This window comes from Aeromicrobium sp. P5_D10 (genome assembly GCF_054049535.1).
Map to the genome: position 1 here is coordinate 175316 of NZ_JBFUME010000004.1, position 22511 is coordinate 197826.

21 protein-coding genes are annotated in these 22511 nt (G+C 64.2%); 9 read left to right on the forward strand and 12 right to left on the reverse strand.

All coding sequences use genetic code 11. The features are described 5' to 3' along the window. Positions 1 to 12: 12 nt before the first annotated feature. The 7 genes from ACXJKC_RS08630 to ACXJKC_RS08660 form a co-directional block, all read right to left on the reverse strand. Positions 13 to 525, reverse strand: a complete 513-nt coding sequence (locus ACXJKC_RS08630) for a hypothetical protein (protein ID WP_456696294.1) — start codon at positions 523 to 525, stop codon at positions 13 to 15. Positions 526 to 818: 293 nt separating this feature from the next. Continuing rightward, entirely contained in the window at positions 819 to 3158 is a 2340-nt protein-coding gene (locus tag ACXJKC_RS08635) for a hypothetical protein (RefSeq protein ID WP_456696295.1), read from the reverse strand. Between the two features lie 2 nt (positions 3159 to 3160). Next, positions 3161 to 5182 (reverse strand): site-specific DNA-methyltransferase, encoded by a 2022-nt coding sequence (locus tag ACXJKC_RS08640; protein ID WP_456696296.1) that lies wholly within the window; start codon positions 5180 to 5182, stop codon positions 3161 to 3163. Positions 5183 to 5743: 561 nt separating this feature from the next. Further along, entirely contained in the window at positions 5744 to 6595 is an 852-nt protein-coding gene (gene mutM / locus ACXJKC_RS08645; protein ID WP_456696297.1) for a bifunctional DNA-formamidopyrimidine glycosylase/DNA-(apurinic or apyrimidinic site) lyase, read from the reverse strand. An 8-nt stretch (positions 6596 to 6603) separates the two neighbouring features. Next, positions 6604 to 7404, reverse strand: a complete 801-nt coding sequence (rnc, locus tag ACXJKC_RS08650; RefSeq protein ID WP_456696298.1) for a ribonuclease III — start codon at positions 7402 to 7404, stop codon at positions 6604 to 6606. Continuing rightward, positions 7322 to 7507, reverse strand: a complete 186-nt coding sequence (gene rpmF / locus ACXJKC_RS08655; RefSeq protein WP_396041456.1) for a 50S ribosomal protein L32 — start codon at positions 7505 to 7507, stop codon at positions 7322 to 7324. Before rpmF ends, rnc begins: the two co-directional genes overlap by 83 nt. A 3-nt stretch (positions 7508 to 7510) precedes the next feature. Further along, positions 7511 to 8095: a YceD family protein gene (locus ACXJKC_RS08660; RefSeq protein ID WP_456696299.1), complete on the reverse strand. Its 585-nt coding sequence runs from the start codon at positions 8093 to 8095 to the stop codon at positions 7511 to 7513. A 176-nt stretch (positions 8096 to 8271) separates the two neighbouring features. On the opposite strand from ACXJKC_RS08660, the gene dinB reads away from it, so the two are divergent. After that, a complete protein-coding gene (gene dinB, locus ACXJKC_RS08665; RefSeq protein WP_456696300.1) occupies positions 8272 to 9435 on the forward strand; it encodes a DNA polymerase IV in 1164 nt (387 codons plus the stop codon). Positions 9436 to 9549: 114 nt separating this feature from the next. Here dinB and coaD read toward each other — a convergent pair whose 3' ends face one another. Genes coaD through ACXJKC_RS08685 form a run of 4 tightly spaced genes read right to left on the reverse strand, consistent with a single transcriptional unit; the run spans position 9550 to position 14288 of the window. Continuing rightward, on the reverse strand, positions 9550 to 10023 hold the full coding sequence (gene coaD / locus ACXJKC_RS08670) for a pantetheine-phosphate adenylyltransferase (RefSeq protein ID WP_456696301.1): 474 nt from the start codon (positions 10021 to 10023) through the stop codon (positions 9550 to 9552). A 1-nt stretch (position 10024) separates the two neighbouring features. Further along, entirely contained in the window at positions 10025 to 10570 is a 546-nt protein-coding gene (gene rsmD, locus ACXJKC_RS08675; RefSeq protein WP_456696302.1) for a 16S rRNA (guanine(966)-N(2))-methyltransferase RsmD, read from the reverse strand. Further along, positions 10567 to 12702 (reverse strand): ATP-dependent DNA helicase RecG, encoded by a 2136-nt coding sequence (gene recG / locus ACXJKC_RS08680; protein ID WP_456696303.1) that lies wholly within the window; start codon positions 12700 to 12702, stop codon positions 10567 to 10569. Before recG ends, rsmD begins: the two co-directional genes overlap by 4 nt. Further along, a complete protein-coding gene (locus tag ACXJKC_RS08685; protein WP_456696304.1) occupies positions 12702 to 14288 on the reverse strand; it encodes a DAK2 domain-containing protein in 1587 nt (528 codons plus the stop codon). The genes recG and ACXJKC_RS08685 overlap by 1 nt, the downstream gene beginning before the upstream one ends. A gap of 158 nt (positions 14289 to 14446) precedes the next feature. On the opposite strand from ACXJKC_RS08685, the gene rpmB reads away from it, so the two are divergent. Together rpmB and ACXJKC_RS08695 are read left to right on the forward strand one after the other, a co-directional pair. Beyond that, positions 14447 to 14632: a 50S ribosomal protein L28 gene (gene rpmB, locus ACXJKC_RS08690; RefSeq protein ID WP_108577479.1), complete on the forward strand. Its 186-nt coding sequence runs from the start codon at positions 14447 to 14449 to the stop codon at positions 14630 to 14632. 67 nt (positions 14633 to 14699) lie between these two features. Beyond that, the gene (locus ACXJKC_RS08695) at positions 14700 to 16121 is read left to right on the forward strand and encodes an amidase (protein ID WP_456696305.1); all 1422 of its coding nucleotides are present in this window, start codon (positions 14700 to 14702) and stop codon (positions 16119 to 16121) included. 53 nt (positions 16122 to 16174) lie between these two features. On the opposite strand, the gene ACXJKC_RS08700 is transcribed toward ACXJKC_RS08695, so the two are convergent. Continuing rightward, positions 16175 to 17131 carry a thiamine-phosphate kinase gene (locus ACXJKC_RS08700; RefSeq protein WP_456696306.1) on the reverse strand — a complete coding sequence of 319 codons (957 nt, stop codon included), beginning with the start codon at positions 17129 to 17131 and terminating at the stop codon, positions 16175 to 16177. 87 nt (positions 17132 to 17218) lie between these two features. On the opposite strand from ACXJKC_RS08700, the gene ACXJKC_RS08705 reads away from it, so the two are divergent. From ACXJKC_RS08705 to ACXJKC_RS08730, 6 genes are all read left to right on the forward strand, one after another. Then, entirely contained in the window at positions 17219 to 17455 is a 237-nt protein-coding gene (locus ACXJKC_RS08705) for an Lrp/AsnC family transcriptional regulator (RefSeq protein WP_456696307.1), read from the forward strand. 3 nt (positions 17456 to 17458) lie between these two features. Continuing rightward, entirely contained in the window at positions 17459 to 17914 is a 456-nt protein-coding gene (locus tag ACXJKC_RS08710) for a DUF3515 family protein (RefSeq protein ID WP_456696308.1), read from the forward strand. A 22-nt stretch (positions 17915 to 17936) separates the two neighbouring features. Beyond that, a complete protein-coding gene (locus tag ACXJKC_RS08715; protein WP_456696309.1) occupies positions 17937 to 18698 on the forward strand; it encodes an alpha/beta fold hydrolase in 762 nt (253 codons plus the stop codon). Beyond that, on the forward strand, positions 18695 to 20221 hold the full coding sequence (locus tag ACXJKC_RS08720; RefSeq protein ID WP_456696310.1) for a Mur ligase family protein: 1527 nt from the start codon (positions 18695 to 18697) through the stop codon (positions 20219 to 20221). The genes ACXJKC_RS08715 and ACXJKC_RS08720 overlap by 4 nt, the downstream gene beginning before the upstream one ends. 47 nt (positions 20222 to 20268) lie before the next feature. Further along, positions 20269 to 21372 carry a hypothetical protein gene (locus ACXJKC_RS08725; protein WP_456696311.1) on the forward strand — a complete coding sequence of 368 codons (1104 nt, stop codon included), beginning with the start codon at positions 20269 to 20271 and terminating at the stop codon, positions 21370 to 21372. A gap of 61 nt (positions 21373 to 21433) precedes the next feature. Beyond that, positions 21434 to 22495: a trans-sulfuration enzyme family protein gene (locus ACXJKC_RS08730; protein ID WP_456696312.1), complete on the forward strand. Its 1062-nt coding sequence runs from the start codon at positions 21434 to 21436 to the stop codon at positions 22493 to 22495. The last annotated feature ends 16 nt before the right edge of the window (positions 22496 to 22511 follow it).

A 22511-nucleotide genomic window follows, 5' to 3' on the forward strand; every position in this document is an offset into this window, starting at 1 on the left:
GCCTCAGCCTAGTCACGCTCTTTCATGGCCGAAAACTAGCCGCTCAACGGGTTCTTGACCGTCCGCTGGTCCGCGGGCTATCGAATCGAGCAGAGCCTCAAAGCTTGGGGCAACCGCCGTGGCGTCCTCGAACTCAGGCTCTGCTCCGTGAACGATCACGCCATCCCTGCGTACTGCCAGATACGAATACGCACCTCGCACGCTGAGCAGGATTGGGCAATGCGCATTCCAGAAGTCGGCGACTTCATTGGCTTCCTGATCGGTTTCGGCGGCTTCCGAACTGATCCGCTCGAAGGCATTCCAGGCAAACCCTTCTCCCGACCGGGCAACGTAGTCACCTCGACCCAAGAACCACACCGCATCGTCGGGGCTGGAGAGTTCAGAGAATGACGACATCCACGCCACTAGCGTCTCCGATGCGTCCCCCAGTGCGCGAGGTAGTGCGATGTCGGGCGGCGTCGTGGGATCGAACGACCAGCCGGCGCTCACGAGGTTCGCTAGTGCGGCGGTCGCGCCATGTGCCATGTTCCTCAGGATAGAACAGTTCGCCGCGTCACTACGGAGGGTCAGATGCTCTCAGCGCGGTCGCTGATCTGAGTCGACCAGCGTGGTGATCGCGAGCGCGCCAACTCGTCGTTCGTTGATCCGTTGCCTCGCTCGCGGCTGAGCAAGGGGTTCGGGGACCACGACCTCGAGGAACTCTTTGCAGTGACAGGGCTTCGGTCTGTACTGCTGCGCGACGTGCCCATCGCCAGAGGTTCTCTGCGGGTGGCCGCCGCTGTCGTTCGACCCTGATGACGAGGACTGGTACTCCCGACCTAAGCGTCCTCTCCGGGAATTTCGACGAGCGATTTGGCGACGGACTCAAGGTCTTCATGCGGGAGCGGTCTTAGGTCCTGACCCGAGCCAAGCTCCCAGATCGAGTAGCCCTCCTTGCTGTCGGCCGTCCCGTCAGTTTTCCACGTCCCTTGGGTCACAAACTTCACGACGACTTGGGTCGGGACATCCTTGTGCGGCTGGATGGAGAGCAGCTTGCGTCGGGCGTCACCTTCGACGATGTGGCTCCCCTTGGTGTCGACGCAAATGACCGTGTCATCGACCCAGATGAGAAAGTCAGGGAAGAACCAGACCGTCTGGCCCTGGGTTACCAGGGGGATCTTGTACCCGGTCTGCGACCGGTTACGAGCCCATGGCAGCCCGGTCTCGTCGATGGCGCGCGCGAAGCGGCGTTCGAGGTCGTTCAGTCCGTCGTAGCCCTCGTGGAGGGCGTTCTTGAACGTCTCCATCCCTCCACGGCGGACCAGCGTGCTGCCCACCGCATAGGGCTTCGGCTTGTGCTGCTTGATGACCGCGTACCTCAGATACTCTCCGACTGCATCGGCGGCGCAGTCAGCCAGGCTTGAGTACGCACTGCTGCCCACGCCGATCTTGGCGTCGAACTTCTCCGTGTCGGTGTTCATCACCATCAGAGCCGGCTTGTATCTGCGTGCCACCTCTCGGCGGAACACCCAGCGCGCGCTGACGCGGTTCGACTGCTCGAAGTCGGCCCACTCAGAGTCGACAGCTACCGATGAACCGATGGCTTGCTGGACGGTTCGCCGCCGACCGACCCCGTGCGTGTTAATCGTGTCCTGTGAGTAGTCATGAACCTTGGCGATGACCTTCTCGACTGGATCGACGGTGGGTACGGTGTTAATGAAGGTACGCGGCACCGTCAATGCCTTCTTCGACGGCAGGCTCTGCGGCTCTTCGGTTCCGGGAGGGGAGGTCAGGATACGCACCTCTGGCGCATCTCCACCCAAGCCCCTCTTCACTTCATCAACGACCTGCGCGAAGGATTCGTTCCGGTCGACCCGAACGTAGAAGTGCGCCGTGTTCAGCCGGTCAGCCGCATAATGCGTCGCACCCGGTTGTCTGAGCACACGTCCGACGATCTGGGTGATGTTGACCGTGGACTCCATCGTCTTGTCGATGTACGCGAAGTACACACTGGGGTCGTCCCATCCCTCCTGAAGGGTCTTGTTGAAGATGATGTGGCGGTAGTCCCCGGCCACGAAATCTTCGTAGTCACTCTCACCCCCGTTGAAGAGCGTGAAATCAGCCGGAAGGGGGAAGTCTTTGTGGGTCTTGAGGTCCGCGTACACGGCGATCTCGTCAGCTGACACGCCACACTGGTCGGTCAGGTATCGCCAAATCGTGATCGGTGGTGCCTGCCGCTGGTCGAACTGCTGCTGAGGATCGTCCGTTTGACTGGCGTCATCGGCCAGGATGTTCGTGTTGCAGACATACATCGCCTTCGGCGAGAAATTCAGGTTCTCGGCCCGCGCGTCATCCTCAGCCTCGCGCAGGGCAGAGAGCATCTCGGCGATGGTCTCCTCCATCGGGGCATTCAGTCCGTCCAAGGAGATCATGCCTTTCACGAGACCCGACCCGACGACCGTTGCGGACTTCACCGAGGTGATGAGATCTTCGTCCTTGTAACCACCGGAGGTACGCAAGGGTTGGATGACTTCAGTGTCGAACTGCGCGGGAAAACGTAGCGTCGCACTAGCGAGCAGGAATGCCGACGGTTGCTGCTCGAGAAGCAGAATCGTCTGCTGGTCGCTGAGGTTCTGCGCCTCGTCGTAGACCACTACAAGGGGGCGTCGCTGACCCTCAATTGTCTCTCGACCCTTAAGTGCCTCCCACCGGGTGGACTCGATGTTGTCCGTGTCAGCGGCGAAGATCTTCAGGTTGCTCTTCTCGCGGTCCTTCTGGTTAAAGGTCCCCACCGTCGCGAAGTAGAGCAGGGCTTCCTTTGAGTTGGCGACGTCCTCCGGGTCGTACTCGCTGAGGAGCCGCACTGTGATGTCAGCGAGCAGGTGGTTGTACTTCCCGCCGTCGGCTAGGTTCGCGTAGCTCTGCTGGACGACTACCTTGCCCTTGGATAGCCACAGGATGACCGGCGGCAGCTCAGACAGTGCGGCGATCTCGCTAACTGCCTGCGCCAGGATCGCGGTCTTCCCCGACCCAGTAATGGAGGACAGAGACTGATAGAACGGCACATCCCGACGAGTAGAGGCACGGCCAAATACGATGGGCTCGGACACGTACTCGACGTAACGGTCAGCGATTTGCGACGCTGCGATCTGCTGGAACTGAAAGAGGTCAAGTGCCATAGTCAGCTCTCCTCGGTGAAGGACTCAGTGCGGACGTCTAGGCCGAAGTCGGACAGGATCCTGTCGGGGATCTGGTACCAGATCACGTCATCGGTCACGAGGAGGTTGCGCCGGCTGTACACGTGGTAAAGATCAGCCAGCCCCGCTGCCTCGGCTTCCTCCGTGATCGCCTCGTAGACATCCTCGGTCAGATCGGTGTTGGAGTCCGCTCCGGACCAGACGAGGTAGATACCTTCGTTACTCAAGTTCTTCGCAACGAGAAACGTGTGCGGCTCATCCTCACGATCCATCGGTATCAGCACGGCTGAACGACGGCTACCGGTGCTCGAGTGCGACGCGATGACCGTGTCGATCATTTCGTCACGTTCCATGAGTAGGAGAGTCTTGGCATCAACTTTCTTCTCCAAGGTCTTGAACGTGAATCCTCCGGCCAAGACATGCCCTTTGCCATTGGCCCAGTCTCCAGTGACGACGCGCTTGAGCCGGTCGGCGGTCAAGGTCTTCGCGTATGAATCGCCGCTCCCGGGCCGACCTTGCTCGATGAGGATGAAACGACGGTCCGAACCTTGCTCATGATTGAGGCTCAACACCGCATGCCCGGTGGTCCCGGATCCGGCGAATGGGTCCAAGACGGTTCCATTCGGCGGGCACCAGATCTGGATGAGTTTGGTCATGAGCTTCAACGGCTTAACTGTTTCGAACCCATGACCGGTACCAACGACAGCCGTCAGCTCTTTGACACCCGTCTGGCTGAGGCCGGACTGTTCCCAATCCCAAGAAGTCGAACCAAGTTCAAGTGGTTCGCCATATTCATCGGACGACCAATACGTCGTCGGGACAAACCCCTTACGTACGGCTTCCCTATACTTTTTGGGTCGTGGCCCCCCGGTCCCCTTCAACCCCCACCAGACAAATGGCCACTGACCCCGCTCTAGGACAGCGAGAGCAGCCACTTGCGCGGATTCAGGAACGCTTCCCGGGCGCGTTCGCGGACGATCTTCAGCCGTTGTGGCAGGTAGCGCTCGGCCACCTACCACCATCAAAGCTGCCGGTCGGCCGTCTCCGATATTGACCGTCGAATATGCGACATCCCATTCTTCAAGCCAGCTCTTGATGTTTCTCTTAGGGTGGGCCCAGGACCTGTGACCAGACGGATAGTGGATTGTTCCGTCGAACGGTGACTGAATCCCATACTGGTCCTTGGTACTCGGTGTTCGCGCAGTCAAGTCATGCTCCCGCCACAGGCCGCGCGGATCATCGTCAGGGTTTTTGTATCGGTCGTAACTTGCCTCATCTCGCGGCAATGCCCCCGTCGTCGCGCGTACCTCGTTTCTGGCGTAGACCAAGATGTACTCAGTTGTGCTCGCGACGTGATTCTTGTCGTTCTTAGGGGCTGATGCCTTCTCCCAGTTGATGATCGCGAGGCGGTTCTCCTCGCCGAACAGCTCATCGAGCATCTGACCGAGGTGGAACAGCTCGCGGCTGTCGATGCAGATCGCCAGCACGCCGGACGGCTTGAGCATCGCCCGCATCATCTGAAGACGCGGGTACATGAACTTCATCCACTTGGTGTGCTTGGCGGGGTCGTCGCTGCCCACGAACTCGCCCATGTCGGGATCGTTGGGGTCCTTGTCCCACTTATCGTTGTATCTGAAGTCCTCGCCCGTGTTGTAAGGCGGATCGGTCAAGATCATGTCTATCTGGCCGCGTTCCCGATACAGCGCTGCCAAGGCCTGGAGGTTGTCGCCCTCGATGATCAAGTTGCGCGAGCGTCCGTGCTCGTCGCCGGCGCTCAGGGTCTTGACCGTCCGCTGGTTACGTGGACGCACCCGGCGTCCGATCTGACGCGCGAGAACCTTGCCAGGGAAGGAGAGGTTGACCCCAGCGCCGGTCTTCTCTCGGATCATCTCGATCAACTGCTCAACTGGCAACGACTCGAGCTCTGTTAGATCATCCACTGCATGCCCCTCTGTTGATACGCGAAAACCGCGGGCGCGCAGATCCCAAGAATTGAACTTCCACACACCCGCGAAAGTGCGACACAAGTAGAGCACGTGCCACCGACAGACAGGATCGCAACTCGTCGCATCGTCGTTCGCACCTCCGTCCACCTGGCTTCTTCGCACCACCAGGCGTGGGCGCTGTGTACATCAGCCATCGTATCGATGACCGTCGACTTCGACTCGACGATGAGAAGAGTCGCGCATCGCGGCGAGTAAATTGAGTCCCGGGATCTCTTCTGCTCCGAGGAGCGGTTGTGCAGATCGTGAGGGAGCGTTGATCCAGATCTCCTCAATCTTGGGACCTCAATCACCTCCGGAGCGGCCCCTATCCCACCGAAAGCTGCAACTCGCTACACACATGCGTCGACGTCGATGGGGCAGCCACCCGGAGACGAGTAGATTGGTGCTGCGACGATGCACGTGAGCCGACGGACTACGGCTCATCCGTGGATTCTTTAGCAGCACTCACGACGGATAAACGGATAACTAGTGCTCTGTACAGAGACGTGCGGCAGGTTGAGATCCCCCCAATCAACGGTCGACTCGAACGCCCCTGCAACTCAGTTGGCCACTGATGTTCAACTACCGTCGCCGCTGGCACTTCGGGCAGAAGTGCGAGCCGCGGTTCATGAAGCTCTCGCGCACGACTTCTGCGCCGCACCGTGGGCAGGGCTTGCCCTGTTGGCCGTAGACCTTGAGCGATCGGTCGAAGTAGCCGCTGTTGCCATTGACATTGACGTAGAGCGAGTCGAAGGATGTACCGCCCTGTTCGAGTGCCTCGCGCATGACGTCGCCGACATGGCCGAGCAGCGACTCGATCTCGCGGACGCGCAGCTGACGGGTGCTGCGGGCGTAGTGCAGCGGTGTGCGCCACAGCGATTCATCGGCATAGATATTGCCGACACCGGAGATCAGGGTCTGGTCGAGGATCGCACGTTTGACGCCGGTCTGACGCTTGCGGATACGAGCGGTGAACTCGTCCGGGTCGAACAGCGGGTCCAACGGGTCACGGGCGATGTGCGCTATCTGGGCCGGCAACTCGGCGCCGTCTTCACTGAACGACATACCGCCGAAGATGCGCTGGTCGACGAATCGCAGCTCGCGGCCATCGCTGAGGTCCAAGGTGATGCGCAAGTGCCGGGGCGCAGGCGCATCGGCGTCGGCGATCAGGAACTGCCCGCTCATGCCGAGATGGCACAGCACCGCATCGTCCGCCCCACCATCGGGATCAGTGAGCTGCATCCACAGGTACTTGCCTCTGCGCTGGGCGCCGACGACCGTGCGACCGGCCAGACGGTCGGCGAAATCGGTCGGTCCTGCCAGATGACGCCGCAACGATCGGGCGTCATGCACGGTGACGCCAGTGATGGTCCTTCCGACGACATGGTCGAGCATGCCCAGACGGACGACCTCGACCTCAGGCAACTCCGGCACGCGGGTGCCTACGAGGTCTCGAGGGAGGCGCTGATGGCCCGCCAGGCGATCTCGGCGACCATCTGTTCGGCTTCCTTCTTGGAACGCCCGTGGCCACCGCCGTACGTGGTGTCGCCGATGATGACCTCGGCGGTGAAGTACTTGTCGTGATCGGGACCGGTACCCACCAGGACGTACTGCGGAACGCCTTTGCCGCTATTGGCCGAAATCTCCTGGAGCGAGGTCTTCCAGTCGAGACCCGCGCCGAGCTCGGCCGCCACGGCGATCACCGGATCGAACACCCGATGAATGACCTCAGACGCCCGTTCGATGCCGAATTGGACGTAGATCGCTCCGAGGAGCGCCTCGACAGTGTCGGACAGGATCGAGGCCTTGTCGCGTCCGCCCGTGGCTTCTTCACCACGGCCGAGGCGTACGTGATCGCCGACGCCGAGCGTTCGCGCGACCTCGGCCAGAGCCTTGGCGCTGACGACCGCGGCCCGGAGCTTGGCCAATTGGCCTTCCGGGAGGTTGGGATGGCCCGTAAAGAGCGTGTCGGTGACGACGAGTCCCAATACCGAGTCGCCCAGGAACTCGAGCCGTTCGTTATTGGGTATGCCACCGTTCTCGTACGCGTACGAACGGTGGGTCAGAGCATGCTGAAGCAGCTCCGGATCGAGGTCCTGGACTCCCAGTACCTCCCGAAGCTGCTCAGCATCATCTGCTGCGGAGATCAGACGATCCTGATCAGAGGACCTGGCGACGCTCGCCGCGAGCTCCGTACTGTCCGCACTTGGTGCATGCGTGGTGCGGCTGCACCTTGGAGTCACACGCGGGGTTCGCGCAGTCCACGATCACGGTTGCAGTGGTCTTCCACTGCGAACGACGGTGACGCGTGTTGCTGCGCGACATCTTCCTCTTTGGGACTGCCACGATCTACTCCTTGCTGTCGTCGGACGAGGTGTCCGACTCTGACTGGACTGCTGACGGGACCGGTTGCTCCGCCAGCTGGATCAGCGATGCCCACCGGGGGTCGATCGCCTCTCCGTGTGTGTGATCGGGATCATCCGCAATCCGTGCCCCACATTCAGGGCACAGTCCCGGACAGTCCGGACCACACAACGGGTTGTGCGGGAGCGCCAGCACGACCGCGTCCCGCAGAACGGGTTCGAGATCGATCGACTCTCCTTCGAGGACATGATCCTCCTCGCCACCTTCCTCCGGGTTGGAGGGGGCCTCGAAGAGGTACATCTCCTGGAATCCGGCGACGACTCGCTTGTCGATGGGTTCCAGACACCTCACACACTCGCCAACGGCCCGCGCCGAGAAGGTCCCTGTCACCAAGATCCCCTCCATGATGACCTCGAGTCGGAACTCGAGTTCGATCGTGGAGCCCTCGGGTACGGCGTTGACGTCGTAACCCATCTCCGCCGGCGCCTCGATGGTGAAGTTGTAAGTACGCTCGGAACCAGGCTTGCGACCCAACTCGTGGGTATCGATCACCAGGGGTCCGGACAGCACGTTCAACCATCCATCCAAAGAGCACGACAAAGACCAGCCCGAAAACGGGCCAGATGAATCTTAACCCGGCGGCAGTCGACGAAGCCAATCGGCCACACGCGGACTGTCGGTGGCAGATGTCACAGTGAAGCCATGACCGAAGGCTTGCCCACCCATGGCTGAAGGCTGGTCCACCTATGGCTGAAGGCTCCGTGCTGCACGCCGACCTCGACGCGTTCTACGCATCGGTGGAACAGCGCGACGACCCGGCCCTGCAAGGCCGCCCGGTCATCGTCGGCGGCGGGGTCGTCCTGGCTGCCAGCTACGAGGCCAAGGCGCGCGGGGTGCGTACCGCGATGGGCGGGCGGCAAGCTCTGCGGGCATGTCCCGATGCGATCGTCGTCCCGCCCCGCTTCTCGGCCTACACCGCGGCCAGCCGAGCCGTTTTCGATGTCTTCGCCGACACCACTCCGCTCGTCGAGGGGCTGTCGATCGACGAGGCATTCCTCGAAGTCGGCGGACTGCGCCGTATCCGCGGCCTGCCGTCGACGATCGCCGCACAGTTGCGCATCGATATCCGCGAGAAGGTCGGGCTGCCCATCTCGGTCGGCGTCGCTCGCACCAAGTATCTCGCGAAGGTCGCCTCGGCGGTGTCCAAGCCCGAAGGTCTCCTGGTCGTGCCGATCGAGGACGAACTGACGTTCCTGCACGCTCTGCCCGTCGAACGGCTGTGGGGCGTCGGCAAGGTCACCGCCGCGAAACTACGGGCCGCCCATATCGACACTGTCGGCGATGTCGCCGAGATGTTCGAGAGCGAGCTCACCCAACTGCTCGGATCGGGCGCGGGCCACCATCTGTATGCACTGGCCCACAACCACGATCCGCGGCCCGTCCAGGTCGGTCGGCGCAACAGCTCGATGGGAGCCCAGCACGCCATCGGACGCGGTGATCACTCCCCCGCAGAACTCGATCTCGCATTGCTGACGCTCGTCGACCGGCTGACCAGGCGAATGCGAACTGCCGGACGTACCGGTCGCACCGTCACCTTGCGGTTGAGATTCGGCGACTTCACCCGATCGACGTCCTCGCACACCTTGGATCGTCCGACCGCGCACACCCAGACGGTGCTCGACGTGACCCGTCAGTTGCTGGCATCCCGTGCCGGTGCAGTCAAAGAGCGTGGCATCACGCTGATCGGAGTCAGTGTCGGCTCCTTGGACGACCAGCCGGCTCAGTTGGCGTTGCCGTTCGACGTCACCAGCGGCGCCGAGCTCGACACCGCGATCGACGCCGTGCGCGACAAGTTCGGTTCCGCGTCACTGCGCCGAGCCACCCAAATCGGCCCGCATCCCGCCGGTTGAGGTGCGAGGAGCGCAGCGACGAGCTTCGAAACCTGGTGGGGTGAAAGGCTTCGGCGAGCTGTGATTTCGAGGCTCGGCCGCACGCGGCCTCACACCTCAATCAACGAAGTTGGTTTAGAGAAATTTCTTCTTGAGTTCGGTGTTGACGAACTCAGGGATCAGGCCCGTCACATCGCCGCCGTGCTTGGCAACCTCTTTGACCAGGCTCGACGCCAGGAACGAGTACTCCGGCGAGGTCGGGATGAAGATCGTGTCGACTTCGGTGAGGCTGCCGTTCATCTGCGCCATCTGCAGCTCGTAGTCGAAATCGGTCACCGCCCGCAGACCCTTGACGATCGCATCGACGCCGTTGCTGGTGCAGAAGTCGACCAACAGCCCGCCGAACGACGCCGTCGAGACATTGGGCAGATGCTTGGTCGCCTCGGCCAGCAACTCGAGCCGTTCGGCGATCGTGAACAGACCCTGCTTGTTCTCGTTGACCAGCACCGCGACGACAACCTCGTCGAAAAGGTGGGCCGACCGCTCGATGATGTCGAGGTGACCGTTGGTCACGGGGTCGAAAGAACCGGGACATACGACCTTCGTCATGTCAGCGACCGTACCAAAGGGTTGTCTCGCCATATTTCTTGCTCCGGATGCCTTCGACACTCGCGGGCCAGACGAACGGATCGCGGGTCGACCGCTCCACGACGAACAGGACGTCGGCATCGGGGTGTGCCTCCCTGAGCCGCGACACGAGTGCCGCCACCTTCTCGGTCGACATCGCATATGGCGGATCGATGAAGATCAGGTCGAACGGTCCGGGCTGACCCGTTTCGACGAATCGCTCGGCAGTCGTACGCTGCACCGTCGCAGCGGCACTCAGCTCCTTGACATTGCCCTTCACGACGGCAGCGGCGCGGCTGTCGGATTCGACGAACACCGCGTGCTCGGCCCCGCGTGACAACGACTCCAGCCCGAGTGCCCCTGAGCCTGCGAACAGGTCGAGCACCCGCACCCCGGCGAAGCCGCCCAGCTCCGACTCAAGCGAGGAGAACAGTGCCTCCCGCACCCGATCGGAGGTAGGCCGGGTGCCATCGCCCTTGGGCGTCTGGATCCGGCGTCCGCCGTAGGTTCCGGCGATGATGCGGGTCATGTGCGCTCCAGGTAGTCGGCCTGCTCGGAGTGTTCGAGATCGTGAACGGCCGCAGCCAAGGCAGGATGCGCCGCCAATGACGGATCAGCGTCGACGATCTCGACGGCTGCAGTGCGGGCGTCCTCGATGACGTCTTCGTCCTTGACGACCGACAGCAATCGCAGACTCGACCGGATGCCCGACTGACGCGCTCCGAGCACGTCACCCTCGCGGCGCAACTCGACGTCGAGCCGCGAGAGTTCGAAGCCATCGGTCGTCGAGGCCACGGCATCGAGTCGCTCGCGGGCCGGGGAGTCGACTTCGGACCCCGTGACGAGCAGGCACAAGCCCGCATGGGCGCCACGCCCTACCCGTCCACGCAGCTGATGCAGCTGGGACATACCGAACCGGTCGGCGTCCATGATGACCATGACGGTCGCATTGGGAACGTCGACGCCGACCTCGACGACCGTCGTAGCGACCAGCACGTCGATATCACCGGCTGCGAAGGCGTTCATCGCGGCATCTTTGTCGTCGGGGGCCATGCGACCGTGCAATGAACCGATCCGTAGACCGTGAAGAGCACCGCCGACGAGTTCCTCCTGCAGCTCCACCAGCGAGCTGGTTTCACTTTCTGATGCTTCGTCGCCGATGCGCGACACCACGACATAGGCCTGCCGCCCGTTGCCGACCTCCTCGCGGACTCGCTCCCAGCCGCGCTCCAGCCAGCCGGGACGCTCGGCGACCGGGACGACCGTCGTCTGGATGGGTTGCCGCCCGGCGGGCAGCTCACGCAGCGTCGAGGTCTCTAGGTCGCCGAACACCGTCATGGCGATGGTGCGAGGGATGGGCGTCGCGGTCATGACCAGCACATGCGGGGTGACATCGGACCGGTCGACCAACGCGGCCCGTTGTTCGACCCCGAACCGGTGCTGCTCGTCGACGACGAGCAGTCCGAGCTCGGCGAACTGCACGTGATCCTGGATCAGCGCATGGGTGCCGATCACGATGCCGGCCTCCCCCGACGCCGCATCGAGAAGCGACTCCTTGCGCGCCTTCGCGCCCATCGACCCGGTCAGCAGTCGCACGCGGGTCGCGCCGTCGGCACCGCCGAGCATCCCGCCCTTGGCAAGATCGCCCAGCATCGCGGTGATGCCCCGATAGTGCTGGGATGCCAACACCTCGGTAGGGGCCAGAAGCGCGGCCTGTCCCCCGGCGTCGACAACCTGCAGCATCGCCATCAACGCGACGACGGTCTTGCCCGAACCCACTTCGCCCTGCAGAAGACGGTGCATCGGATGGGTTCTCGACAGATCCGACGAGATCTCCTCGACGACAGCGGACTGTCCATCGGTCAGGGTGAATGGCAACTGCTGTTCGAATCGCGTGCGGAGACCACCGTCGACGGCGGGACGGGCCGCGGCGCGGTCGGTCTCCATGACGTGACGCCGCTGCGCGAAGACCGTCTGCACCACGAAAGCTTCCTCGAACCGGAATCGGTCTCGGGCCTTCATCGCCTCGCCCATCCCGTGCGGGCGATGGATCTTCTCCAGGGCGGCTCTCACGTCGGCGAAGCCGCGACTGGTGCGCACCGGCGTCGGCAGAACGTCGTCGAGGGGATCGAGGCTGTCGAGACACAGGCCGATGAAGCTCTCGATCTTCCAGGTCGGCACCTTGGCGCTGGCGCGGTAGATCGGCAGGACGCCGCGCGACAGTCGAGATTCTGCGGTGTCGCCTTCCTCGTCGAACAGATCGTAGTCGGGATGGGTCAATTGCAGACGTCCATTGAACTGACCGACCTCGCCGGAGAACAGGCACATCTTGCCCGGCTTCATGCGCTCGGCCAGCCACCGCTGTTGGAAGAAGGTCAACGACAACCGGGCGCCGGTGTCATCTGTCACGATGACCTCGGTCCGGGTACGTCGTCCTCCCGGTCCGAATGAGTAGTTCTTGGCTTCGACGACCGTGGCGAGCACCGTTGCGTGCTGGCCGACCCGCAACTCGGCCAGATTGCTGGCCTTGCCGAGTTCGACGTAGCGACGTGGATAGTGCCGCAGCAGATCGCCGACGACATGCATGTCGAAGGCCTTCGCCAAAGGTTTGGCCGTCTTGTCGCCCAAGACGTTGACGAGCTTCGTCGTGAGATCGACCATCACTCCACCGCGATGAACAGCGGGTAGTTCTCCTGGCCGCCGTCGTACACGACCAGGTCGACGTCGGGGCGTGCTGTGCGCAGATACTCCGAAATCGGTTCCTCGATCAATCCCTGCGCCCCTTCGCCCACGACTACCGTCACCATTTCAGCTGCCGGGGACAAAATGCGTTCGATGACCTCGAACGCGACCGCGAGGATGTCATCGCCGATCACCGCGAAGTCGCCTGTGACGACGCCGAGCACATCGCCGGCGTCTACCGGGCCCACCATCGTCATGCCCGGATCGGACGCGATCGTGACCGCACCGTGCTGCGTGTGGGCCGCGGCGCTCGACATCGCGACCACGACCTCGTCGAAGCCGAGCCCTGGATCGTGCACCGCGAGAGCGGCGATGCCTTGCACCTGCGCATGGGTCGGTATGACCGCAACCCGGATACCGTCCTGACGGGCTGCCTGCGCGGCAGCTTCGAACTGACGGATATAGCGATTGTTGTTGGGCAAGACGATGATCTCGCCGGCGCCGACATCACGCAGCGAGGCACTCATCACCGCCACGGTCAGCGGCTGCTCGCGGGTGAATTCCAACGTCGTGGCACCCGCCTCCTGGCACAGCGCCGTCAGACCAGCGCCCGTCGTCGCGGCGATCACGACTCGCCCCTTCTTGGGACCCTTCGCGATCTGGTCGGCGAAGTGCGTCACGGCGATGCGATAGGGACGTCCGGCAGCCATGCCCACCTCGATCGCGGCACCGACATCGTCGACGTGGACGTGCACGTTCCAGAGGCGATCACCGCCCACGACGACGAGCGAGTCGCCGAGCGGCAGCAGCGCGGCCCGGAGCTCCGGGATGCGGTCGTCATCGGCCTCCAGCAGGTACATCACTTCATAGGAGGGACCGTCGGCACTCAGATCGTCACCCGCCGACAGCACAGGCTGCGGGATATGGGCCGTGACCAGTGCCGGCACCCGTCCGGTCAGCGCCTGCTCCGTCGCGTCGAGCACGACGACCAGCGCACGACCCCCGGCATCGACGACGCCGGCGCGGGCCAGGAGCTCCATCTGCTCAGGCGTACGGGCCAGCCCCTCACGGGCCGCATTGGCTGCTTCACCGAACACCGTCCGACCGTCGACACCGGCCGCTGCGGCATCCGTGGCGCCGATCGCCGCCGCCTTGGCCACCGACAAGATCGTGCCCTCGACCGGAGCACCGACCGCGGCCCATGCCGCCTCGGCCGCGGCCACGAATGAGTGGGCGACGTCTGCGGCAGTGACCTCACGGTCGAGCGCGAGGTCCTTGAAACATGCTCTGACAAGCTGCGAGAGGATCACGCCGGTATTTCCCTTGGCGCCGGTCAGCAGACCGTCGACATAGGCCCGCACGAGCTGTTCGAGCGTTGCCTCGCCGTCCAGCGCCGAGACAGCATCAGCACCCGACACGAACGTCAGATAAGCGTTGGTACCGGTGTCGCTGTCGGGCACCGGGAACACATTCAGGGCGTCGATCTCTGCCCGCGCAGCCGAGAGAGCCCCCGCGCACAGCTGCGTCCAGGCCCGGAAGGCCGCGGCGTTGAGGGTCAGACTCATGGCCCGAGGCTATCGCTCAGTACACACGTGATGAGGGACCCATGGTGCTGATTCGCGTCGGCCCAAGGTCATCGGCTATTCTTGAGCGGTTGTCTTGGGACCATCTGGTTCACAAGGCGCCCCCATTTTCGAGAAGTCTTCAATTTCAGGAGTTCGCCATGGCTGCGGTCTGTGATGTGTGTGCCAAGGGACCTGGTTTCGGCCACAACGTCTCCCACTCGCACCGACGCACGAAGCGTCGTTTCGATCCCAACATCCAGCGCGTGCGCGCCGTCATCAACGGCACCCCGCAGCGCGTCAACGTCTGCACCTCGTGCCTCAAGGCCGGCAAGGTCAGCCGCTAAATAACGGCGCTATCTGAATTTGGCGATTCTGCTCCATCAGGAGCGAATCGACCTTAGAGTCATTCTCGTGAACAACGAGAAGACCAACCGCGTCCACGCATTCGGCAACGATGCACTCGGCGACCTCGACTCTGTCGGGGTCGCCGCTGCCATTGCTGCCGGCGATATCAGCGCACGCGAAGCAGCCGAAGCCGCCATCGCCCGCTCGGAGCGGGTCAACGCCGCTCTGAACGCGATCCAGCACCCCGATTTCGATCGGGGCCTGGCCGCCGCAGATCGACCGGCCACCGGAGTGTTCTCGGGTGTACCGACCTTCGTCAAGGACAACACCGACGTCGCCGGTCTCCCGTCCGATCAGGGTTCCTTGGCGGTCAAGGCCAGGCCTGCCGCCGCGAACGCCCCGTTCACGGACCAGTTCTTGTCGGCTGGATTCACAGTCTTGGGCAAGTCGACGATGCCGGAGTTCGGCTTCAACGCGACCACCGAGTACGCGACGCTGCCGCCGACCCGCAATCCGTGGAACACCGGTTACTCCGCCGGTGCTTCGTCGGGCGGATCCGCCGCGCTCGTCGCATCCGGAGTCGTGCCGATCGCCCACGCCAACGACGGCGGCGGATCGATCCGTATCCCGGCGGCGGCCTGCGGCCTGGTGGGGCTCAAGCCGACCAGAGGCCGAGTCGTTCCGGCGGCAGAGGCCGCCAAGCTCCCGGTCGATGTCATTTCCAACGGCGTCGTGACCCGCACCGTCCGCGACACCGCACACTTCATCGCCGCGACGCAGGCTTATCAGCCGGCAACCGGCCTGCGTCCGCTCGGACTCGTCGAGGGTCCGGCGAAACGCCGACTGCGCATCGGGCTGATCCTCGACTCGGTCACCGGCGTACCCACCGACGAGGACACCCGCAAAGCCGTACTCGCGACCGCGGACATGCTCAGCTCACTCGGCCACGACGTCGTCGAGGTCGGGCTGCCGGTCGACCGCCGGTTCATGGAGGACTTCAAGCACTACTGGGGTCTGCTGGCGTTCTCGACCCAGCATTTCGGCCGCAAGGTCATGAGCCCGGACTTCGACAAGACGCTGACCGATCCGTTGACCCGCGGCCTCGCCAAGCGGTTCGTCCGCCAGGCCTACCGCACGCCCGCCGCGATCCTCGGGCTCAAACGTTCGACCAAGCTCTATCGGGCCGCATTCGCCGATGTCGATCTCATCTTGTCGCCGACCCTGGCCTACACGACGCCAGAACTGGGATACCTGTCCCCCGACGTCGAGCCGTTCAACGTGATGTTCGAGCGGCTTGTCCAGTACGCCGCGTTCACCCCGCTCAACAACGCCGCGGGCGGACCGGCCATCTCGTTGCCGTTGGGACGCTCATCGGCCGATATGCCCGTCGGCGTCCATTTCTCGGCCGATCACGGCGATGAGCAGACGCTGTTGGAGCTGGCCTACGAGCTCGAGGCCGCCAAACCCTTCGCCCGAATCCAGGATTAAGTCCCGCCGCTGGTTGAGGTGCGAGGCCGCCCGCGGCCGAGCCTCGAAACCACTCACCTGAAGTGCTGGTGCCCAGCTGAGCCGTCGAACGGCGCACCGTCGACCGTCACACCCGATCCGTCCGACACGACGCCGATCCGGGCCCAGCCATCGGGCAGGACCGTCTCGGAGCTGAAGGTCGCCGCGAGGGCGTAATCGTCGCCGCCGGTCAGCACGAAGCCGAGCGCATCGCGCCCGAGCGCTTCCGCCACCGTCATGACGGCTTCGGGGATCACGAACGCCGCACTGTCGAGGTCGATCGCGACGCCGCTGGCCTCGGCGATATGCGACAGATCTGCGATCAGTCCGTCACTGATGTCGGTCATCGAAGTCGCGCCGATGCCGGCAGCCTGCGGCCCCGCGGCGTAGGGCGGATGCGGGACGCGATGCGCCTCGACCGCGGCCTTCGGCGACCGGAATCCGCGGCTCAAGGTGGCGAATCCGGCGCCCGCGAGCCCGAGTGATCCGGCGTACGCGAGGACGTCGCCCGGCAGAGCACCCGAGCGGCGCACCGGCCGCGCAGCATCCCCCATCGCTGTGACCGCGATGACGATCTTCTCCGATTCCGTGACGTCGCCGCCCACGACGTGCGCTCCGACATGCGCGCATTCAGTCTCAAAACCGCGCATCATGTCCAGCGCCCAGGCCACCGGCAGATCCGCGGGAGCACCGAATCCGATCGTCAACGCGGTCGCGACACCGCCCATCGCGTTGATGTCCGACAGATTGCAGGCCGCGGCCTTGCGGCCGATGTCGTTCGCGGTCGACCAGTCGCGCCGAAAGTGCCTGCCCTCGATCAACAGATCAGTCGAGACCAGGTAGGTACCGTCCTTGGTCGCGACGTGCGCGGCATCGTCACCGGGGCCCAGCAGTACCTGTGGGTTGACGCCGATATGTGCCCGCAGCTGGTCGATCAGGCCGAACTCGCCGATGTCTCCGATCGTGGACCCGTCTGCGGCACTGGCATTCATGGGTCCATCTTCGCTCAGTCGAATTCACTGACTCGCGACGGTATCCGGTAGCGTGACAGACTCCCGTCAGATCGCAAGGAGCTTCGGATGTCCGTACAGGCATATATCCTCGTCCAGACCGAGGTCGGCAAGGCCGCGGACGTCACCCGCGCGATCAGCAGCATCAATGGTGTCGCGCTCGCCGAAGACGTCACCGGACCGTACGACGTCATCGTCCGTATCGAGGGCGCCTCGATGGACGAGCTCGGCAGCCTGGTCGTCTCGCAGATCCAGAACGTCCCTGGCATCACGCGCACGCTGACCTGCCCCATCGTGCGCATCTGACGAGTGCGTAAGAAGTCTCTGCTGGCGGCGCTCCCGCTGACCGCGCTGTTTCTGACCGCGGCCTGCAGCCCCGGATTGCGCGTCGATTCCTATCCGACCGAGCCCGACACTGCGGTCGACTGCAAGGCCTTGTTCGCTGACGCGCCCCGCGCGGTCAGCGACGAGAACATCATCGCGGTCAAGGACGATAACGCTGTTGCCTGGGGCGCACCGGCCATCGTCCTGCGGTGCGGGGTCGAACGTCCGGCGAAGATGTCGGTGTCCGCGGAGTGCTATCCGGTCGAAGGCGTCGATTGGTTCGTCGAGACGATCGCCGACGGATTCTTGTTCACCACGATCGGACGTGAGTTCTTCATCAGCGTCGAGGTGCCGGACCGCTACGAACCTGCCTCCGACACGCTTGCGGACCTCGCCCCCACGGTCAAGAAGCACGACCCGGCCGTCAAACCCTGCGTCTAGTGCCGTGGGCTATTCTGGCCGGGTGCTGACCTCCCTCGCGGACGGACGAATCTGGGCCGATCGCTACGGTGACGGCGAGCCGTCGATCATCGCCCTACACGGTTGGGGCCGCTCACGCCATGACTGGTCGACCGTCCTCCCCCGTCGCGACGCCTTGGCCGTAGACCTGCCCGGATTCGGTGCCAGCCCGGCCCCCGACACCGCGTGGACGACCGCTGACTACGCCGACGCGCTGGCTCCGGTCCTGGCCCAGTACTCCCGACCCGTCTTGGTCGGCCATTCCTTCGGTGGGCGCGTCGCGGTACAGGTCGCCGCCCGTCATCCCGGGTTGCTCCACGGAGTGCTGCTGACCGGCGTACCTCTGCTGCGCACTGCGGCCCCGGCCAGCAAACCGGCGTTGAAGTACCGCACCGCCCGTTGGCTCAACAAGCGAGGTGTGTTCAGCGACGATCGCATGGAGAAACTGCGCCAGCAGTACGGATCGGCCGACTACAAAGCGGCGACCGGAGTGCTGCGCGGCATCTTGATCAATGCCGTCAACGAGGACTACCGCGAACAGCTCACCCGCATGGGCGAGCTGGGAGTGCCGACTCAGATGGTGTGGGGCGAACACGACACCGCAGCGCCCGTCGAAATGGCCACCCGGGCCCGTGAACTGATCGGCCCCACCGCCGAACTGACTGTCGTGGGCGGTTCGGCCCACCTGATCGACGCGGCACTCACCGAATCGATCAACGACGCTCTCGATCTCTTGATGCCCAGCAATGACGGGACTGCCTCATGAATGCCGCCGATGCGGTGACCTACGCGCTGCTGATCGTCCTCGCGGTTCTGGCGAATATGCGCTGGTGGCGGGTCGCCCAGCGCGAGCACTACGAACCGGGCCGTGTCCTGGCGATCGCTCAACTGTGGTGCCGGGTCAAACCGATCAACCTCGCCGTCTTCGCATTCGCCGTCGCTTGTGTCATCGCCGGGTGGGCGACAACCTGGTTGTCCGCCGTCGCCGTGGCCGTCATGTGCGTGTGGCCCGTGGGCCTGGGCGTACGCCCGACAACGAGTCGGCTGGTCTTCACCCCCCGTCTGCGCCGGGTCGCGATCGTCACGGTCGTTGTCCAGGTCGTGTTGTTGGCGCTGACCTTGTTGCTCGACGAACCGGGCAGGTGGGCCGCGATCCTCGCTCCGTTGATGTGGCTGCCGGTGGAGATCTCGCTGTTCGCGCTGCGCCCCGTCGAGGCCAGGCTCTCGCAGAAGTTCGTCCACGAAGCCAAGGACAAGCTCGCCCGCGTCCGTCCCGATATCGTCGCGATCACGGGTTCGTACGGCAAGACGTCGACCAAGGCCTATGCGGCGCACTTGCTGTCGGCCGCACGGACGACCGTCGCGAGTCCGGCCAGCTTCAACAATCTGATGGGCCTGTCGAAGGCAGTCAACGATCGCCTGACACCCGGCACGGATGTGTTCATCGCCGAAATGGGCACATATGGCCCGGGTGAGATCCGCAAGCTCGCGAGCATCTTCACACCGCGCGTCGCGGCCATCACCACGATCGGTGAAGCCCACCTCGAACGGATGAAGAACCGCGAGACGATCGTCGCCGCGAAGTCCGAGATCACTGAGGGTGCCGATGTTGTGGTGCTCAACATCGATGTGCCCGAACTCGACGACCTGGCTCGCGCACTCGCGGGTTCGAAGACCGTCGTGCGCTGCTCGACTGTTGCCGGCTCAGACGCCCGCGTGCACGTGTTGGAGGCCGGCGGGCGCTGGACGCTTGTCGTCGACGGCGACGAGGTCACGGGCCTTCCCGCGCCGCTCGGCGGTCACCCGATCAATCTTGCGATCGCCGCCGGCATCGTCGTGGGTCTCGACGTCTCGATCGACGCGGTGGCAGCGCGCCTGACCCAATTGCCCATCGCATCGAACCGGGCCGAGGTCCAGGTCACGGCCGATGGCGTCACGATCATCGACGACACCTACAACGCAAATCCTGTCGGCGCGGCCGCAGCGATCCGGGCAGCGCGCGCCGCCGTCGCAGAAGGCGGTCAGATCTTCGTCATCACACCAGGCATGATCGAGCTGGGCAGCACCCAGGTCGCGAGCAACCGTGCGCTGGCGCAGGACGCCACCGCTCAGCCCGGCACGACGCTTGTCGTGACGGGCCTCACGAACCGCACGGCGCTCGTGTCGGGCGCGGGTCAGCAGTTCCTCACCTTCCCCGACCGGACATCGGCCACGGCCGCTGTCATGCCGCAGGTACGCGCGGGCGACGTGGTCGTCTATGAGAATGACTTGCCCGACCACTATCCGTAAAGTCGTCACAGCGACCCCCATCCCCCAAGCAAAGGTGCACTCTCCACATGCCTGAACTCGTCACAGTCCTGTTCGGTGGCCCTTCGCCGGAGCACGACGTGAGCATCCTCACCGGTCTGCAGAGCGAACGCCTTCTCTCACGAGCCGGTCACAACGTCCAGTGCATCTACTGGGCGCGAGGCGGACAGTGGCACCTCGTGCCGGCCAACACCGAGGCCCGCGACTACCTGGCCGGCGCCCCCGACAAGTCGACTCCCCTCACGATCTCGCTGGGCGCCAATCCCGGCATCACGGCCAAACAGGGACTGCGGACCAAGAGCGTCGAGCTCGGCACGGTGCTCAACTGCCTGCACGGCGGTGCCGGTGAAGGCGGCGGCGCACAGGCGCTGTTCGAACTGCTCGGCGTCCCCTCCACCGGAGGCACTATGGCCGCAGCGGCGCTCGGCATGGACAAGCTGGCGTTCGGCGCCGTCATGACGAGCGCAGGTTTGCCGTCCTTGGCCCGCGAGCACCTGGGCCCGGTGCCTCCGACCTTCGAGGGTCCCTACATCGTCAAACCGCGATTCGGCGGTTCGAGTATCGGTATCGAGATCGTTCCGGATCACGCGACGGCTTTGTCGTTGCTGGGTGTGAGCCCCCATCTGCGTTCGGGGGCCGTCGTCGAGCCCTACCGGCCCGATCTGTTCGATCTGAACATCTCGTGCCGCACCTACCCCGAGTTCGCGACCTCGCTGGTCGAGCGTCCATTGCGCCCCGGCGACGGCATCTACTCCTTCGCAGAGAAGTACATCCAGACCAGCGGACTGTCGAATGCCCCCCGTGAGATGCCGGCCCAGATCTCTGAGGCGCTCGCGAACCGGCTCGCCGAACTCGCCGAGCATGTGGCCCAGCTGACCGGTCTGCGCGGCGTCCTGCGCGTCGATCTGCTGTCCGACGGCGAAGAGGTGTACATCAACGAGGTCAACAGCATCCCGGGTGCTATGGCCCTGTACCTGTGGCCCGACGTCGATCCCGCCCAGATCCTGCTCGACGCGATCGCCGAGGCACAGCGCTACTTCGGCACCTCGGCCACGACGTCGTACGACGAAGGCGCAGCCCTGCGTGCCGCCGGTGGAATCTCCGGGAAGCTGGCCTCGCTCGACGGCGCGTGATGGGTGAGATTTTGCCCACCGCGACAAGCAACGCTGGCATCGGCAAGGCATGATGGAATTCATGCATCGACACGATCTCTCGCTCTCGACCCTTGCGGTCGGCGCGGGTCGGCCGAACCGGATCCCGGGTGGACCGCTCAATGCTCCGATCACGATGGCCAGCGCCTTGGTGCCCGGCGGCGATTCGGAGTACGGGCGGCACGGCAACCCCACGTGGGAATCTTTCGAGACCGTCCTTGGCGCACTCGAAGGTGGCCGGGCTCTGGCATTCGCCTCCGGGATCGCCGCCACGACAGCAGTATTCGACCTGGTTCCCACTCGTGCCGCCGTCGTGGCTCCGCGCCACGCCTATTACGGCACGATCGCCCAACTCGTAGAACGGCAGCGACGTGGGCTGATCGAGCTTCGTCTCGTCGACATCGACAACACGCCACAGGTCGTCGCAGCATGTGAAGGCGCGGCGCTGGTCTGGATCGAATCGCCGACCAATCCGTCGCTTGAGATCGCCGATATCGAGGCCATCGCCACGGCGGCCACTCGGGCGGGTGCCGCAGTCGCGGTCGACAACACATTCGCCACCCCGCTGCGGCAGCGTCCCCTCGATCTCGGGGCCGACTTCGTCGTGCATTCGGCCTCCAAGTTGCTGTCCGGGCACAGCGATGTGATCCTCGGTGCCGTCGTAACGAACGACGATCGCGCCTTCGACGCGCTGCAGGGCCGTCGCGTCTCGCTGGGCGCGATCCCCGGCGCGATGGAGACCTGGCTCGCTGTGCGCGGTATCCGCACCCTGCATGTCCGTCTCGACCGGGCCGAGGCCAACGCCCGTGAGTTGCACCGACGACTCAGCGCGTCACCTCGAGTCGTCTACAGCCGCTATCCGGGCTTCGGGACGATCATCGCGTTCGAGCCTGCGGGTGGCGCCACAGTTGCCCAGAAGATGACCGAGCAGAGCGACGTCATCACATATGCGACGAGCCTCGGCGGCGTCGAGTCGACCTGGGAGCGCCGCCGACGGCACAGCGGCGAGCCCGAGACGGTGCCTGAGGCTCTGATCCGGTTCTCCGTCGGCATCGAAGACGTCGAAGATCTGTGGCAGGACATCCAGACCGTCCTGCCCCAATAGCTCGCGGCCGTTTCGG